At 71.7% G+C, this 15,539-nt stretch carries 10 protein-coding genes and 1 tRNA gene; 6 read left to right on the top strand and 5 right to left on the bottom strand.

The window, feature by feature from the left end; all coding sequences use genetic code 11:
• The first annotated feature begins 98 nt into the window (after positions 1–98).
• A complete protein-coding gene (locus AFR_RS06865) occupies positions 99–2,846 on the top strand; it encodes an AfsR/SARP family transcriptional regulator (protein ID WP_023359174.1) in 2,748 nt (915 codons plus the stop codon).
• Positions 2,847–2,853: 7 nt separating this feature from the next.
• Here AFR_RS06865 and AFR_RS06860 read toward each other — a convergent pair whose 3' ends face one another.
• The 4 genes from AFR_RS06860 to AFR_RS06845 form a co-directional block, all read right to left on the bottom strand.
• Complete coding sequence (locus tag AFR_RS06860) at positions 2,854–3,522, bottom strand: MOSC domain-containing protein (RefSeq protein ID WP_041841862.1); 669 nt, start codon at positions 3,520–3,522, stop codon at positions 2,854–2,856.
• A 787-nt stretch (positions 3,523–4,309) separates the two neighbouring features.
• On the bottom strand, positions 4,310–4,711 hold the full coding sequence (locus tag AFR_RS06855; protein ID WP_041840661.1) for a hypothetical protein: 402 nt from the start codon (positions 4,709–4,711) through the stop codon (positions 4,310–4,312).
• A gap of 98 nt (positions 4,712–4,809) precedes the next feature.
• Positions 4,810–5,994, bottom strand: a complete 1,185-nt coding sequence (locus tag AFR_RS06850; protein ID WP_052359663.1) for a L,D-transpeptidase — start codon at positions 5,992–5,994, stop codon at positions 4,810–4,812.
• A 206-nt stretch (positions 5,995–6,200) separates the two neighbouring features.
• A complete protein-coding gene (locus tag AFR_RS06845; RefSeq protein ID WP_041840660.1) occupies positions 6,201–7,487 on the bottom strand; it encodes a L,D-transpeptidase in 1,287 nt (428 codons plus the stop codon).
• Positions 7,488–7,643: 156 nt separating this feature from the next.
• On the opposite strand from AFR_RS06845, the gene AFR_RS06840 reads away from it, so the two are divergent.
• Positions 7,644–7,716, top strand: a tRNA-Lys gene (locus AFR_RS06840).
• Between the two features lie 139 nt (positions 7,717–7,855).
• Positions 7,856–10,333 (top strand): S8 family serine peptidase, encoded by a 2,478-nt coding sequence (locus tag AFR_RS43400; RefSeq protein ID WP_023359169.1) that lies wholly within the window; start codon positions 7,856–7,858, stop codon positions 10,331–10,333.
• Here AFR_RS43400 and AFR_RS06830 read toward each other — a convergent pair.
• Positions 10,320–11,159: a MerR family transcriptional regulator gene (locus AFR_RS06830; RefSeq protein WP_023359168.1), complete on the bottom strand. Its 840-nt coding sequence runs from the start codon at positions 11,157–11,159 to the stop codon at positions 10,320–10,322. The two genes, AFR_RS43400 and AFR_RS06830, sit on opposite strands and share 14 nt — an antisense overlap.
• Before the next feature lie 92 nt (positions 11,160–11,251).
• On the opposite strand from AFR_RS06830, the gene AFR_RS06825 reads away from it, so the two are divergent.
• Genes AFR_RS06825 through AFR_RS06815 form a run of 3 tightly spaced genes read left to right on the top strand, consistent with a single transcriptional unit; the run spans position 11,252 to position 15,493 of the window.
• Entirely contained in the window at positions 11,252–14,038 is a 2,787-nt protein-coding gene (locus tag AFR_RS06825; RefSeq protein WP_023359167.1) for a hypothetical protein, read from the top strand.
• Complete coding sequence (locus AFR_RS06820; protein WP_023359166.1) at positions 14,028–14,855, top strand: ABC transporter ATP-binding protein; 828 nt, start codon at positions 14,028–14,030, stop codon at positions 14,853–14,855. The genes AFR_RS06825 and AFR_RS06820 overlap by 11 nt, the downstream gene beginning before the upstream one ends.
• Positions 14,852–15,493 carry an ABC transporter ATP-binding protein gene (locus AFR_RS06815; protein ID WP_023359165.1) on the top strand — a complete coding sequence of 214 codons (642 nt, stop codon included), beginning with the start codon at positions 14,852–14,854 and terminating at the stop codon, positions 15,491–15,493. The genes AFR_RS06820 and AFR_RS06815 overlap by 4 nt, the downstream gene beginning before the upstream one ends.
• The last annotated feature ends 46 nt before the right edge of the window (positions 15,494–15,539 follow it).

Genomic DNA, 15,539 nt, shown 5'->3' with positions numbered 1-15,539 from the left:
CCCCGTGGCGTCGAACCAACGCGCAGGATGCGCGACTACTCTGAAATCCGGATTGATGACGGCTGAAATGCCACACCGGGACAGGGAGCTGCCGCGCCATGTGGGATCTGCGCATCCTCGGGCCGGTCGAGCTCTTCGCCGGTGAGCGGCGACTCGACCTCGGGCCGGCCAAACAACGTGCCGTGCTCGCGGCGCTCGCCGTCGACACCGGGCAGACCGTGCCGATCGAGGTCCTCATCGACCGGGTCTGGGACGAGACACCACCACGGACGGTCCGCAACGCCCTGCACACGTACGTGCTGCGGTTGCGCCGGCTGCTGGAGACACTCGACGACACCGGCGTCCGGCTCGAGTTCCGCAACGGCGGTTATGCCCTGCGGGCGGACCCCGAACGGGTCGACCTCTTCCGGTTCCGGCGGCTCATCCGGCGTACGCGGGGCGGCGCCGAGCAGCTGCGCGAGGCCCTCGGGCTCTGGCACGGCCAGCCGCTCGCCGGTCTGCGGGGCGAGTGGGCCGCGCAGCTCCGCGACGACCTGGAGCAGCAGCGGCTCTCGGCGACACTGACCCTCGCCCCGCTCGAACTCGACCTCGGCACTCCCCCGGGCACGGTCGTCGACCTGCTCAAGCCGATGCTCGAGGCCCACCCCCTGGTCGAGCCGCTGGCCGCGGTGCTCATCCGGGCGCTACGGGCCGACGGCCGCCCCTCCGAAGCGCTCGCCTGGTACCGCCGCACCCGCGACCGCCTGCACGACGAGCTCGGCGCGCTGCCGGGCCCGGAGCTGGAGGCCGCACACCAGGCCACGCCACCGCCGGCCCGCCCGGCGAACGCGCCCCGGCAGCTGCCCCTCGACGTCCGCGGTTTCACCGGCCGCGAAGCCGAACTGTCCCGCCTCGACGACCTCCTGGAGGAGGGCGACGGGCTTGTCGTCGCGGCCGTCTCCGGCACGGCCGGTGTCGGCAAGACCACCCTCGCGGTGCACTGGGCCCACGGGGTCCGCGACCGCTTCCCCGACGGCCAGCTCTACGTCAACCTGCGCGGATTCGACCCCGACGGCCCGCCCGCAGCCGCCGCGGAGGCCCTCCGTGGTTTCCTCGACGCCCTCGGCGTGCCGTCCCAGCGGATCCCCGCCGACGTGCCCGCCCAGTCCGCGCTGTTCCGCAGCCGCCTCACCGGCAAGCGGATGCTGATCCTGCTCGACAACGCCGCCGACGCCGCCCAGGTCCGGCCCCTGCTCCCCGCCGAGCCCGGCTGCCTCGCCCTCGTCACCAGCCGCGCCTCCCTGTCGGGCCTGGTCGCCACCGAGGGCGCCCGGCCGCTGCGCCTCGACACCATGCCCGGGACCGACGGCCGGGCGCTGCTCGCCCGCCGCGTCGGCGACCGGCGGATCAAGGACGAACCCGAGGCCGTCGACCGCATCCTCACCGCCTGCGCCGGCCTCCCCCTGGCCCTGGCCATCACCGCGGCCCGCGCCGCAACCCACCCCCACTTCTCCCTCGGTACGGTCGCAGCCGAACTCGACGATGCCCGGCACCGCCTCGACGCGCTCGCCGACGCCGACCCGGCCACGGACGTCCGCGCGGTGTTCTCCTGGTCCTACCGCACCCTCGACCCGGCCACGGCACGACTGTTCCGCCTGCTCGGCCTGCACCCCGGCCCGGACGCGAGCCTCGGCGCCGTCGCGAGTCTCGCCGGGCAGACCGCGGCCGAGGTGCGGCCCCTGCTGACCCGGCTCATCCAGGCCAACCTTCTTGTCGAACAACCCGCCGGACGGTACGGCTGCCACGATCTGCTCCGGGCGTACGCGAGGGAACTGACCGACCGCGACGATGCGGAAGAGGAACGCCGGGCGGCGACCCGCCGCGTGCTGGACTTCTATCTGCACACGGCGCTGATCGGTGACCGGCGGCTCTACCCGAACCGCACGAAGCGCCACTTCGCGCCCGATCCCCTGGTCGGCGGTGTGACACCGGAACCGCTCGCCGACCTGGCCGCGGCGCAGACCTGGTTCGCCCGGGAGGAACGCGTCCTGCGCGCGGCGGTCGACCTCGCCGCCGCGACCGGGCACGACAAACACGCGTTCCTGCTGCCCTGGGCGCTCGCCACGTACTTCGAACGCGAATGGAACGAACGCGACTGGATCGCCTGCCTGAACATCGCCCACCAGGCCGCCGAACGCTCCGGCGACCGCTACCGCAGGGCCCGGACCCACTACAGCCTCGGGTACGCCCACCGCGAGCTCGGCCGCCCCTCCGAAGCTTACGAACACCTGGTCAAGGCCCTGGATCTACTCGGCGACGACGACACCACCGGCGAGAACGCCATCGTCCTGCTCAACCTCGGCACCACCGCCCGCCGCCTCGGCCGCCACGACGAAGCCCTCGAACAGGGCCGCCGCGCCATGGAGATCTACCGCACCCACGGCGACCGCCCGGGCGAAGCCAGCGCGCTCAACAACATCGGCTGGGTCCACGTCGTCCTCGGCAACTACGCCGAAGCCCTCGAGCACTGCCGACTAGCGGTGAAGATCCAGGAAGAGGAAGGCAACTGGACCGGCGCGGCCCACTCCTGGGACAGCGTCGGCTACGTCCACCACCACCTGGGCAACTACGCCGAGGCCGTGACGTGTTACCACCGCTCCCGCGACCTGTTCCGCGACCAGGGCGACCGCCGCCTCGAAGCAATCATCCTGACCCACCTGGGCGACACCCACCTGGCCGCCGGCGACCCACCGGCCGCCCGCGACGCGTGGCGCCAGGCCCTCGACATCTACGAGGAGATCGACCACACGGACAGCGAAGAAGTCCGCGCCAAACTCCGCGACGACCTCGCCCGCGTCCACCCCTGACCCGTCCTCACCCGACCCGCACAGAGTCGGCTACGGCGATCCGGCCCGGTCGCTCGACCGTCGCCCAGACCCCGAACGTCATCTCATGATGGTCAGCCACGGCCTTGAGCAGCCGCCCGTCCTTCTGGCCCAGGTCCACCATCACGCACCGGGTGAGCCTGCGGACGGGTCGCAGCACCACCTCGGGGCCGACCTGCACGTTGCCACCCAGCCAGCCATCCTCCAGAAAGCCACTGCCCGGCAGATCGACCAGCACATTGGCCCGAAATCGCAGCGGATCGACCGGCTCCCCGACCAGCTCGCCGAGGCGGCGCAGGGCGGCGGTGCTGATCACGCTCACCGGGCCCTCGTCGTGATGCTTGACCTGCTGCTCCCGCTCGATCGTCACGTTTCGCGACAGCAGGTGACTGACGGCCCGGTGACCCGCAGGATCGTCGACGGCAAAACGGCGACCGTCGGGTAGCTCGACAACACCGTCGCCGTGGGCCCGCATGCTGAGGAGGCCCGGCATCCGGCGGAAGCGGCGGGTGTTCTTGCCACTGCCGAGTTTGCCGTCCTCGTCCCGCACGGCCCAGAGCCTGTCTCCGGCCAGGCCCCGCTCCTCAACCTGGGCGGTCTGCAGGAGCTCCCCACCCAACGACTTGACCGGAAACCTACGGATCTCGACAACCTCCACGGCCGCCACTGTAGAACCCCAAAACCGTCCACCCACCAACCCACCACCGCGCCGGGCCGGGTTGAGGTCGGGCGGGGCTGGGTGAGGTCGGGTTGGGGTGGGCCGGGCGGGGCCGGGCGGGCCGGGCCGGGCGGGCCGGGCGGGTTGGGTTGAGGTCGGGCTGGGCGGGCTGCGTTGAGGTCGGGCGGGAGTGGAGCTAGGCCGGGCCGGACCCGGGCTGGGCTGGGCCGTGCCGTGCCGTGCCGTGCCGTGCCGTGCCGGGCTGGGGTGGGCCGGGCCGGGCCGGGCCGGGATGGGTGGGCCGGGATGGGCTGGGCCGTGCCGTGCCGTGCCGGGCTGGGGTGGGCCGGGCCGGGCCGGGATGGGTGGGCCGGGATGGGCCGGGATGGGTGGGCCGGGATGGGCCGAGCTGGGGTGATGTCGGCGGGCTGGGACGGGTGGGAGGGGCGAGCTGCCCCGGAACGCGCGCGCCAGGCCCGGCCGAGCTGGGGCCCGGCCGGGCCGGGTCGAGCTGGGGTGGGGTGGCCGGGCCGAGCTGGGTGAGCCGTGCTGCGATGGCCGGGCTGCGATGGGCTGGTCTTCTGGGCTGCAATGCCCAGGCTGGGGTGGATTGGGCCGGGCTGGGATCGGCAGGACCGGGACTGGCCGGACCGCGACTAGTGGACCGGGACTGCTGGGCTCCTGGGCGACCGGGGCGACCGGGGCGGGCGGGCCGAGCCGGCTGGGTGGCGTCGAGCAGGGCCGAGCGAACCCGAAGCGGGCGGCTCGGGGCGCTGGGCGGGTCGGTTCAGCCGACCGTTTCCAGGCCGGAGTCGCCGCAGACTTTCACCATCGCGGCTGCGGCGGCGCTCACCGCGGCGATCGCGTCCGGTTCGTTGTCGGTGTTGTGGGCGGCGACCGCGGCCGTGAAAGCCGTGGACAAGCGCTGGGCTTCGTCGGCCACCGGGGCGTCGGCGGTGGTGCTTGCGGTGACGATGTCGGTGACCACGCCCGGGGTCATCAGGGTTCCTTCGCGGACCGCGGAGACGACCTTGGTGCAGGTGAGGGTGCCCGGCGGGTCGTCGAGCTGGGCGGCGACGGAGGCCGATGGGGTCGGCGCTGCGGCTGGGGGCTGGGTGTCGTCGGAGCAGCCGGTGGTGACGGCGGCGATCAGGACGAGGAGCAGCACAACGGGCAGTGATCGCGGCATCAGCTCAGGGTAAGGGGGCTGGGGGCGTACCTGGGGAAACAGCACGCGGGCCGGTCGAGGAACGACCGGCCCGCGTCACTGCGGTTGTGGGTGGGCGATCAGATCGCGCTGCCCTTTTTGTATTCGTCCCAGCTCATGTTCCAGTCGGTCCAGCCGTTGCCGTTCTTCAGCTTTTCCTCGGTGCCGCTGACCGTGATCGGGTCGCCGAGCATCGTGCGGCCGAAGAGCCACTTGCCCATGGCCATGGAGACGTTGACGCAGCCGTGGGAGACGTTGGTGCGGCCCTGGACGCCCTCGGACCAGGGGGCGGCGTGGATGAACTGGCCGCTCCAGGTGATGCGCTGGGCGTAGTCGATTTTGGTGCGGTAGCCCTCTTCGGGGCCGAGCTCGGCCATCGTGTCGAAGACGGTGTGTTCCTTCTTCTCGATGACGACCATGGTGCCGCTCGAGGACGGGGTGTCCTTCTTGCCGAGGCTGACCGGGATGGTCTTGACGACCTTGCCGTCCTGCTTGACCGTCATCTTCTTGGTCTTGTTGGAGACCGTCATGACGAACGAGCGGCCGACCTTGAGGTCGACGGTGAGGTCGGAGCGGCCGTACCAGCCGTCGCCCATCGGCACACCGGCGAGCTGCACCTTGTAGAAGATCTTGGTGTAGGCCTTCCAGTACGTCTTCGGGCGGTAGTGCACCTCGGTCGGGCTGATCCAGTGCCAGATGCCCTCTTGCACCGGCGACGCGGTCACCGTCATGCGGCGCTGGACGTCGTCGCGGTACTTCTCGGGGACCGAGCGGCCGAACTTGACGATCATCGGCATGCCGACACCGACCGTCTGGCCGTCGCCGAGGAAGCTCGTCACGCGCACCAGCTTCGACGGCTTTTTCATGACCGTGAAGGTGCTCGTCGTGGAGCCACCCTTGTCACCCGAAGGGGTGCCGTTGACCGTGACCGTGTAGGTCTTGCCCCAGCCGAGCGCCTTGGCCGGCGTGAAGACCTTGGAGTCCTTGTCGAGAGTGCCCTTGACCTCGCCACCGTCGGCGTCCTTGACCTCGACGGAGGTGTTGTCGGCGTCCTCGGAGTCGTACTTGATCTCGGTCGAGGCAGCGACGTCCTTGGCGTCCGCGGCCGGTGACGTGACCGCCACCGTGCTCAGCGTCGGCTGGGGCGAGGGGGCCTCGGAGGAACCCTGACCGCCACCCTGCCAGGAGGGGGTCTCGGCCTTGTCGCCGCTGCACGCACCCGCGCTGACCAGCACACTCGCGGCCACCAGCGCCGCCGCGGCCATCCGCCACGGCCGTCGTCCGGCCCGGGCGGTCAGGCGGATCGCATCCACGTCCGTCGACCGTTCTCCACGAAGTCCCATGATCCCTCTCACCGCGCTGTCGTCCCGGCGTCCATCTTCTCTCGTGAATGCCGGGCCACCAATCCCGGATTCGTGCCGCGACCCCGGGAGAGTGGTTCCGCCGCCGGTCCCACTTTACGCTTCAAGTTTCAGGCGTCGCCCTGGGCCGCCGCCAGCTCGGCGGAGACCGGAAGAGCGCTGCCCTTCACGAATTCTTTCCAGCTCATGTCCCACGCCGTCCAGCCGTTGCCGGCCGCCAGCTTGTCTCCTGTACCCCGAACGGTGATCGGATCACCGATCAAGGTCTTGTCGAACAGCCAGCGGGCGTTCGACGGGGACACATTGACACACCCGTGCGACACGTTCCGGTTTCCCTGGGCTCCGACGGACCAGGGCGCGGAGTGGATGTACTGGCCGCTCCAGGTGATGCGCTGGGCGTACTCGATCTCGGTGCGGTAACCCTCCGTGGGGCCCAGCTCGGCGGTGGTGTCGAAGACGGTGGCCGCCTTCTTCTCCATCACGACCATGGTGCCGCTCGACGACGGGGTGCTCTTCTTGCCCAGGCTGACGGGCAGCGTACGGACGGTCTTGCCGTCCTGGACGACCGTCATCTTCTTGGTCTTGTTGTCGACCTTCATGATGAAACTGCGGCCGATCTTGGAGGTCGCGGCCCGGTCCCGGTCGCCGTAGCGGCCACTGCCCGTGGGCAGGCCACCGACGGCGATACGCACGGTGAGCTTGGTGCCGGTCTTCCAGTAGCTCGGCCCGCGGTAGTAGGCCTGGGTGCCGCTCGACGTCCACGACCAGACTCCCGGCTGCGCCGGCTCGGTCTTCACGAACATCCGTTTCTGTACGGCGGCACGGTCCTTCTTCTTGATACCGGGGTTGAACTCGACCACGACCGGCATGGCCACGCCGTACGTGCGGTCGTCGAAGAGGTACAGGCCCGTACCGGTCTGCTTGCCGGCCTTGCCCATGGTGGTGAACGAGGTGGTGACCGTCTTCTTCGCACCCGCGGCGTCGACGGCGGTGACCGTCGCGTCGTACTTCTTGGAGGTCTTGAGGGTCTTGCTCGGCACCCAGGCGGAACCGTCCTCGCGCAGCTCGCCCGAGACGGCCTTGCCGCCGGCGTCCTTGAGCGCGACGGTCGTGACCTTGCCGCCGGAGACCTTGAAGCCGATCTCCGTGCTGACCGGCACGTTCTTCTTGCCCGTGGCAGGCGTCACAGTGAGCGACACCGCACCGGCCCCACCGGTGGCACCGGGCTCCGTCGATCCGGACTCCGGAACCGACCCCGAGGGCGGGGGTGCCGACGAGGCACCGACCCACGCAGCGGGAGAGGGTTTGTCCTCGTCACCACTGCAGGCAGCCAGAGCCAGTGGCGTGACCACCACCAACGTCACTACCGCCACGACCGAGCGCCGCATGCTTGTCATTGTGTGCCCCGTTCTCACGTTCCGCGGGCACATCCTGCCTTACCCGCGCAACGCCGGGGGTCCTCCCGGCGGGCAAGGATGCATCGGACGATCATGCGGGCGGCCCGATTTCAGGGTCCCCCGGACCCCGTGTTAATGTTTCTGCGTTGTCAGCGAGCGCCGCTAGCTCAACTGGCAGAGCAGCGGACTCTTAATCCGCGGGTTGTAGGTTCAAGTCCTACGCGGCGCACCCCGTACCACCAGGCCGTACAGCCTTCAGGCTGTACGGCCTTTTGCTTTTGCGAGACACCAGCGCAATTTTCTGCAGTTGGGCGCCGCCGTGCCGAAGGAATGGGCTGTACCAGCCCGGACTCGAAGCGAGGTAGCTCATGCGCGGTCATTTGGCACGGAGGACGGGTGTCGCCGCCCTGGCCGCGATCGGGGCGGTGACGCTCGCCACCCCGCTGGCTGCCGTGGCCGGTCCGCGGGACGGCGCGTCGGTGGACACCATCGCCACCGTGCTGGACGCCGGCGGCCGGCCCACCTTCGTCGAGGTCGAGGCGGCCACCGTCGCCGAGGAGCGTCGGAAAGCCGACGCACTGGGCGAGGCCGCCGTGGAGGTGCCGGTGACCGCGCTCGCCACGCCCAACGACACGTACCGCAGTCAGCAGTGGGGTAACACCCGGCTGTCCAGCGACGACTTCACCGGTGTCGCCACCGGCGGTCAGCTGGTCGCGGTGGTCGACTCCGGCATCAGGTCGTCGCACCCGGACTTCGCGGCCGGTCAGATCCGCTGCGACATCGGCGCTGATTTTGTCGGCGACGGTCTCTCCACCAACGGCTGCGTCGACCCGAACGGTCACGGCACCCACGTGGCCGGCACAGTCGGGGCCGTCGCCAACAACGGCATCGGCGTCGCCGGCATCGCCTCGGGCGTGCCGATCCTCCCGGTCCGCGTCCTCGGGGCCGGTGGCGGCGGCACCTCCACCGGTGTGGCGAACGGCATCGTCTATGCCGTCGACCACGGTGCGACCGTCATCACGATGAGCCTCGGTGGTGGCTACTCGTCCTCCTACGACGATGCCGTCAAGTACGCCACCGACCACAACGTGGTTGTCGTCGCCGCCGCTGGTAACAACCGGGCCAGCGGCAACGCGCCGTCGTGGCCCGCCGCGTCACCGGGTGTGGAAAGCGTCGCCGCCACCGACACCAACAACGTCAGCGCTTCCTTCAGCAACTCCAGCGGGACCGCCGACATCTCGGCGCCCGGTGTCAACATCATGAGCACCGACACCAACGGCACCTACAGCTACAAGTCGGGTACGTCGATGGCTGCGCCGCACGTCGCGGCCGCGGTCGCGCTCTACCGGGCCACCCACTCCGGCGCCACCGAGGCCGCCACCCGCGCGGCGCTGGAGAGCACCGCCATCGACATCGAGAGCCCGGGTCGCGACGCCGCCACCGGCGCCGGCCTGCTCAACCTCACCGCTTTGATGCAGAGCACCTCGACCAACCCGGTGACGCCGCCGGCTTCGGGTGCACCCGCCAACCTGGTGGTCACACCGGCCGCGACCTCCATCGCGCTGAAGTGGACGGCCGCGACGAAGGCCGGCACCACCTACCGCGTCTACCGCAACGGTGTGTCGCTGGCCACCTCGACGGCCGCCGCCTACGTGGACAAGACCATCACCCCGGCCACCAATTACACGTACGCCGTAGCCGCCGTCAGCGGTGGTGTCACCTCTCAGCCCAGCGCCGCGGTGCCTGCCTACCTGGCCCCGACCACCCCGACGAAGCTGGTCGTCACCCCGTCGGCCGCCACGATCCAGCTCCGCTGGACCCCGTCCGTGAAGCTCGCCACCTCCAGCGCGCCCAGCAACTACGTCGTCTACCGCGACGGGGTGCGGTTCGGGACCTCCACCAGCCCTGCCTTCACCGACCAGGCGGGCACCAACCACACGTACGCCGTGTCAGCCGTCAACCCCGCCGGCGAGTCGGCCAAGACGGACAGCACCACCGCGTACGTGGTCCCGGCCGCACCGACCACGCTGACCACTCTGCAGGCCGGCACCACCGTCAAGCTGACCTGGCGTGCACCGGCCTCCCCGGGCGGTGTCTCGTACACCGTCTACCGCGACGGCTCACCCCTGGCGACCGTGACCACGCCCGCGTACGCCGACACCACCGTCTCGCCGACCGCCAACGCCACGTACGCGGTGTCGGCGGTGAACCCGGCCGGTGAGTCGGTCCGCAGTGCCACGGCGCTGGCGTACAAGGTGCCCTCCCCGCCGGTCGGCGTCACGTCCACGCCGGCGGTCGGCTCGATCAAGCTCAACTGGCGGGCCCCGGCCGTCACCGCCAACGCGAGCGCCGCCACGGGTTACACCGTCTACCGCGACGGTGTGCAGCTCGCCACCACCACCGACCCCACCTACGTCGACAGCTCGGCCACGGCCAACGTCAGTTACCGGTACACGGTGGCGGCGACCAACGTGGCCGGAACCGGACCCGCCTCGGCGGTCTCACTCCGGTCCTGGACCTACCCGACGGGCAAGCTCGCCGCCACCACCCGCCAGCTGGCGCCGGGCACCCCGCTGAGCATCACCGGCACCTACCTCAAGCCGGGAACAACAGTGACGTTCACCGAGGCCTACAAGGTCACGACCACCACGATGGTCAACAACAAGCCGGTGTCCAGGATGTCGGCCGGCACCCTGGTGCTGGGCAGCGCCGTCGCCGACGACAGCGGCACCCTGACCTTCTCCGCCCTGCCGGCCCAGGACGCCACCACCGGCACGGTCACCGCCACCGCGGTCGACATGAACGGCAGGACGATCCCGTTCAGCCTCGGCCTCACGGTCCGGTAGGCCGCCGTTCGACGGGGGCGCTGCTCAGGACGCCGTCCGGGCGGAGCTCCTGGCGTACGCGGGCGACGTTGACAAAGCTGTCACCGTCGACCGGCTGGGCGTTGAGCAGGCGCAGGATCACCGTGCAGTACTTCGCCATGGTGTTACGGCCCGGCATGAAGATGGACAGTTCGTCGCCGGCTTCCTCGTTCCGGACGAGGAAGCCGGCAGGCAATGCGGCGAGCACCTCGTCCGGTGCGGTCACCGCGACCTTCACGATCCAGAACGGGCCCTCGCCGTCGAGGGCACGCCGGTCCTGTTCCGGGGTCTCCAGTGCCAGGGTCCGCCACGGCCGGCCCAAACACGTGGCGCCCGCCTTCTCCACGGTGTCGAGCAGTTCGGTGACGGTCTCCGCGATGATGCGCTCGGCCTCTTCCCACTCCTGCGCGTCACGGCCCACCGGTGTGCCGGGTACGAGCCGGGCAATCACGGTCCGGGCCGGGACGTGGCTCTCCTGTGGTTCCGGCCGGGCTTCGAAAACGCTGCGCGCCGCCTGGATCGCCTCGTCCTGGGCCGCACGCTGGCAGTGGACCTCGTCGCTGTGCCGGGCGAGCAACGTTGTCGCCCGGTCGGGTTCGTCGAGGGCCTGCCGGACAAGTTTGACGCTCATCCCGGTGTCCCGCAGCAGGGTGATCAGCATGGCCTGTTCCACCTGCTCGAACGCGTACCTGCGGTAGCCCGTCCGTTCGTCGGTCTCGGCCGGCACGAGCAGGCCCTCGGCGTGGTAGAAGCGCAGGGCCTGCGGCGACAGGTGGCACATCTCGCTGAACTCGCGGATCGACAACATGACACCAGGTTCGCCCTTCCAGTTACTGGAAAGGCAAGTCCCCCGCCGGGCGGGGGTGTTGTAGCTTTTCTTCGTTCCCCTGAAGGAGGCTCATGGCGCCGGCTGATCGGCTTACCGTGGCTGCGGTTGCGGGCGGGTTGCGGCAGCGGGCGTGGTCGTTGCTGACGGTGTCCGCCTTTCTGGTGCTGGCCGCGGCCGGGGCGGCGAGCCCGATGTTCGCCGAGGCCTCCGGGAACGCCGCCTTCCAGGCCCGCCGGGATCAGGTGCCGGTCACGGCGCGGCAGAACGACGCCCCGGTCGTGCGGCTGTCGGCGAATGCCGGGCCGACCAGCCTCGAGCAGGAGTCCGTTCTGGAGGATCTGCGCGCGGTCCCGGGTCTGACCGAGCCGGATCTGACCGGTGGGTCGTTCGGCGCCGAGACGGCCGGCCCGCTGTTCTGGGGATCGACCGTCAGCCTCGGCGCCGAGCGCGAACGGGCCCGGTTGTTCGCCGTCGGTTCGCCGGAGTCCGACCTGGTGGCGGTGGGCAAGCCGGCCGGCCGGGACGGGGTGTGGTTGCCGGAGCCCGTTGCCACCGCGCTCGGGGCGAGCGCCGGCGATCGGATCGTTCTTGCTGTGGTCGTGGGCAAGGACGGTGAGCCGCGGCAGACGACTGTGGCAGTCGACGGGGTCTACGCGGTTGATGCGGCCGGGCGCCTCCCGGCCGACCCGCCCGGCAGCCGCAAGTGGGCGTTGCGCCAGGGGGACACGCCAGGCGACACCGAATATCGGACGCTGCCGGCGTACCTGTTGATCGGGGCCACCGCGACGGTGGAGCGGCTGGCGCAGGCTGTCGGGGACGAGATCTTCTGGTCGGCCGAGGCCGAGCTGGTGCCCGGATCGTCACTGGCCGAGGCCCGGCAGACCGCTGAGGGTGTCGAGGACCTGCGGCGCAGCTACGCGACCTCGGTGGCGGTCGAGGACGACGTCCGCGCGCTGCGGTTCGCGAGCGGCATCGGCCGGATCGTCGATGCGTCCCAGGCCACCACCGATCAGGTACGCCAGCGGACACGTCCCGTGGAGTGGGCGGCGATCATTGTCGGGCTCGCCTCGGTGCTCGCCGTGGCGTTGCTGTCGGCGCGGCGGCGCGAACGCGAGTTGCGGCACGTTGTGGCTGTCGGCCTCTCGCCCGTACGCGTGGGTGGTCTCTGGGGGCTCGAAAATCTCCTGCCGGCCCTGCTCGGGGCGGGTCTGGGGTGGCTCGTGGCCTGGCAGTTGGTGACCCGGCTGGGGCCGCCCGGGGCAGTGACGGAGTCGTTGCGACCGGCCGCGCTGCTGGCCGGTGCGGCTGCGCTGGCCGGGCTCGTGACCGTGGCCGGGGTCGGCGCGGCGGCAGCGGCCCGGCGGGTACGCCCGGCGCCACCCGCGACCGTCCGGCGTGCTCTCCCGTGGGCGGCCATGGTGGTGGTCATCGCCCTGGTCGCGGCCGGTGGGCTCGTCAGCGCGGGTGGTGCCGCGGACGGCGCACGCGGCGTGGACCTGCTCGTCCCGTTGCTCGTGCTCGCCGCCGTGGGTGTCGTCGCCGGCCGGCTCCCCGGCTTGCTGGCGGGCCGGCGGCGACGCACGGCCCGACTGCCCGGCTCACCAGGCCGGGCGGTTCTGTGGCTGGCCCGCCGGCGGTTGGGCTCCGGCGGGACCGAGCGCCGGCTCGCCGTTGTCGTGGTGACCACGGGCCTGGGGATGCTGCTCTTTGCGCTCTCCGCCGTGCAGTCGACCGCTGTCTCGGCCGACGACCGGGTTGCGGTCGCCTCGGGCGCCGAAGCGGTGGCCACGCTGCAGGGGTCCTGGGAGGTCGACAAGGGCGCAGCTCAAGCGCCGCCCGAGGACCCGCTCGGTGCAGAACCTCCCGACAAGCCCGTTCCGGGTGTGCGCAATCCCCCGATGCCGGCGGGCGACACGGTGGTCTGGCGGACCGACACGACCTCACCGCTCGACGACGACCAGAGGGATCTGCTGCTCATCGACCCCGCGCAGTTCCGGGACGCCGCGCTGTGGGGGCGGGGCGCCGACCTGGCCGAGGCCCGCGCGGCGGTGGCCGATCTGGTCGCCACGCCGGTGGACGCGGAGGGCACACCGCGGGTGATCACGGTCGCCGACCCCGCGTCCGACCGGCTCGACGCGATCCAGGTGGAGATCGGCTTCTCGAGAGCGAACCTGGCGGTGGCCTCGCGGGTGGCCGCGTTCCCCGGCCTGCAGAGCCGCCCGATGTACGTCGCCGCCGCCGATCCCACGTTGAAGAAGCTCGGCCGGGACGATCCGCGGTTGCGGCCGCTGAGACAGCAGTCGGTGAACGCCGTGCTGGTGCAGGCCCAGCTGTGGAGTTCCGCCGGGGCGGCCGGGATTCAGGCGGTGACAGGAGCCAACGGCGTGGTGCCCGAACGCGTCAGCACGGCCGATCAGCTGCGCCAGGATGCTGCCTATGTGGCCACCGGCCGGGCCCGGGGTTATCAGCTCGCGATCGCCGGTTATCTGGCGCTGCTGGCGGTCCTGACGTTGTGCATCTACGCGCAGCGGACGGCTGCGCTGCGCGGGCCGACGGACCTGATGCTGGCGCGTGTCGGCCTCGGGCGGGCCCGGATCCGGCGGGCGCAGACGCTCGAGTTCGTGCTGCTGGCCGCGGTCGCGTTCGCCGCCGCGGTCGGCGGGGTGGCCGCGCTCGCCCCGCTCGGCACGCGCCTGCTCGACGACCAGCCGCGGCTGCTGCCCGCGTTCGACCTGCAGCTCTCCGGTGCCGGGGTCGCGGTCACGGCCGGGGTCGCGGTCCTCGCCACCGTCCTGGCCGTGGCGCTGACCGCCGTACGCTCGGCGACCGCCGAGGAGGATGCCTACCGTGACGACTGACCGCGAGCAGGTGCTGGAGGGCCGCGAGCTGCTCCAGCTGTACGCCGCACCGACCGGCCCCACCCAGGCGCTGCGCGGTGTCGACGTCACGGTGACCGGCGGCCGGATCAGTGCCATCACCGGGCCCTCGGGCAGCGGCAAGTCGACGCTGCTGGCCGTCCTCGCGCTGCGCGAACGACCCGCCGGCGGCGAGTTGCGGCACCGGGGCCGCCTGGTCTCCAGCCTGACCCGCCACCAGCTGCAACGGCTCCGGCGCCGCGAGATCGGCTGGGTGGCGCAACGGCCGACGCACAGCCTCTTCCCGCAGCTCGACGCCCGCGGTCAGATCGAGCAGATGGCCCGGCTGCGCGGTGTGCGCGTCGACGCCGACGCCGCCCTCGCCGAGGTGGAGCTGACGGCCCGGGCCACCGCACGCCCGGCCGTCCTGTCCGGCGGCGAGCAGCAACGCCTCGCGGTCGCCGCGGCCGGTGTCGGGGCGCCGGCCCTGCTGATCGCCGACGAGCCGACCGCCGAACTCGACGACGACTCCGCGGCGCTGGTCCTGCGATTGCTGCGCTCCCGCGCCGACCAGGGCACGGCCGTGGTCCTGGCCACCCACGACGCCCGCGCCGTCGCGGCGGCCGACACCGTGCTGCGGCTGCGCCAGGGTGTCCTGTCCGGCGAGCACGACGCCGGGCAGATCCGGACCACGACGATCGACGGTCTCGGCCGGCTCCAGCTGCCCGAGGAGGCTTTGCCGCTGTTCCCCGACGGGCGGGTCATCGTCACCGTCGTCGACGGGCACGTCGAGCTGCACCACCCGGAGGACCCGAAGTGACCGGGGCACTGGTCGAGGTCCGCGCGGTCAGCCACACCCGTGGCTCCGGCGCCTCCGCGACGCAGGTGCTGCAGGACGTCGACCTGTCACTGCCCCCGGCGACGCTGGCGGTCCTGGCCGGGCGTTCCGGCTCGGGCAAGTCGACCCTGTGCCACCTGGTCGCCGGGGTCATGGCGCCGGGCGCCGGGCAGGTGCTCGTCGACGGGCGGGCGGCGTACCCGGCGGCGGACTGGGCCACGGTGTCCCTGCTGCCGCAACGGCTGGCCCTGGAACCGGAACTCACCGTGGCCGAGAACGTCCTGCTCCCGGCGGGCGTACGCGGTCGCAGCCCGGCCGCGGATCTGCTCGAGCGGCTGGGACTCGCCGCGATCGCGGGCCGCCCGGCGCGGGACACCTCACTCGGCGAACAGCAACGGGCCGCGCTGGCCCGCGCGCTGGTGCTGAACCCCGCGGTGGCGGTGCTGGACGAGCCGACCGCACACCAGGACGACGACCACGTCCGCCTGATCCTCGAGGTGCTCGCGGCCTCGGTGACCGCGGGGACACTCGCCCTCGTGGCGACACACGACCAGCGGGTCATCGACGTGGCCGGGGTGGTCGTCCGCCTGCGCTCCGGGCGTGTCCTGCCGGCGGCCTGACGGGATGTCCCGGCAAGTCGGGACAGCTGCCTGGTGACAGTGGGAA

The organism is Amorphoplanes friuliensis DSM 7358, from assembly GCF_000494755.1.
GTDB lineage: Bacteria > Actinomycetota > Actinomycetes > Mycobacteriales > Micromonosporaceae > Actinoplanes > Actinoplanes friuliensis.
Note: the sequence above shows the minus strand (reverse complement) of the source record. Positions and strands in the feature narration are given on the sequence as shown.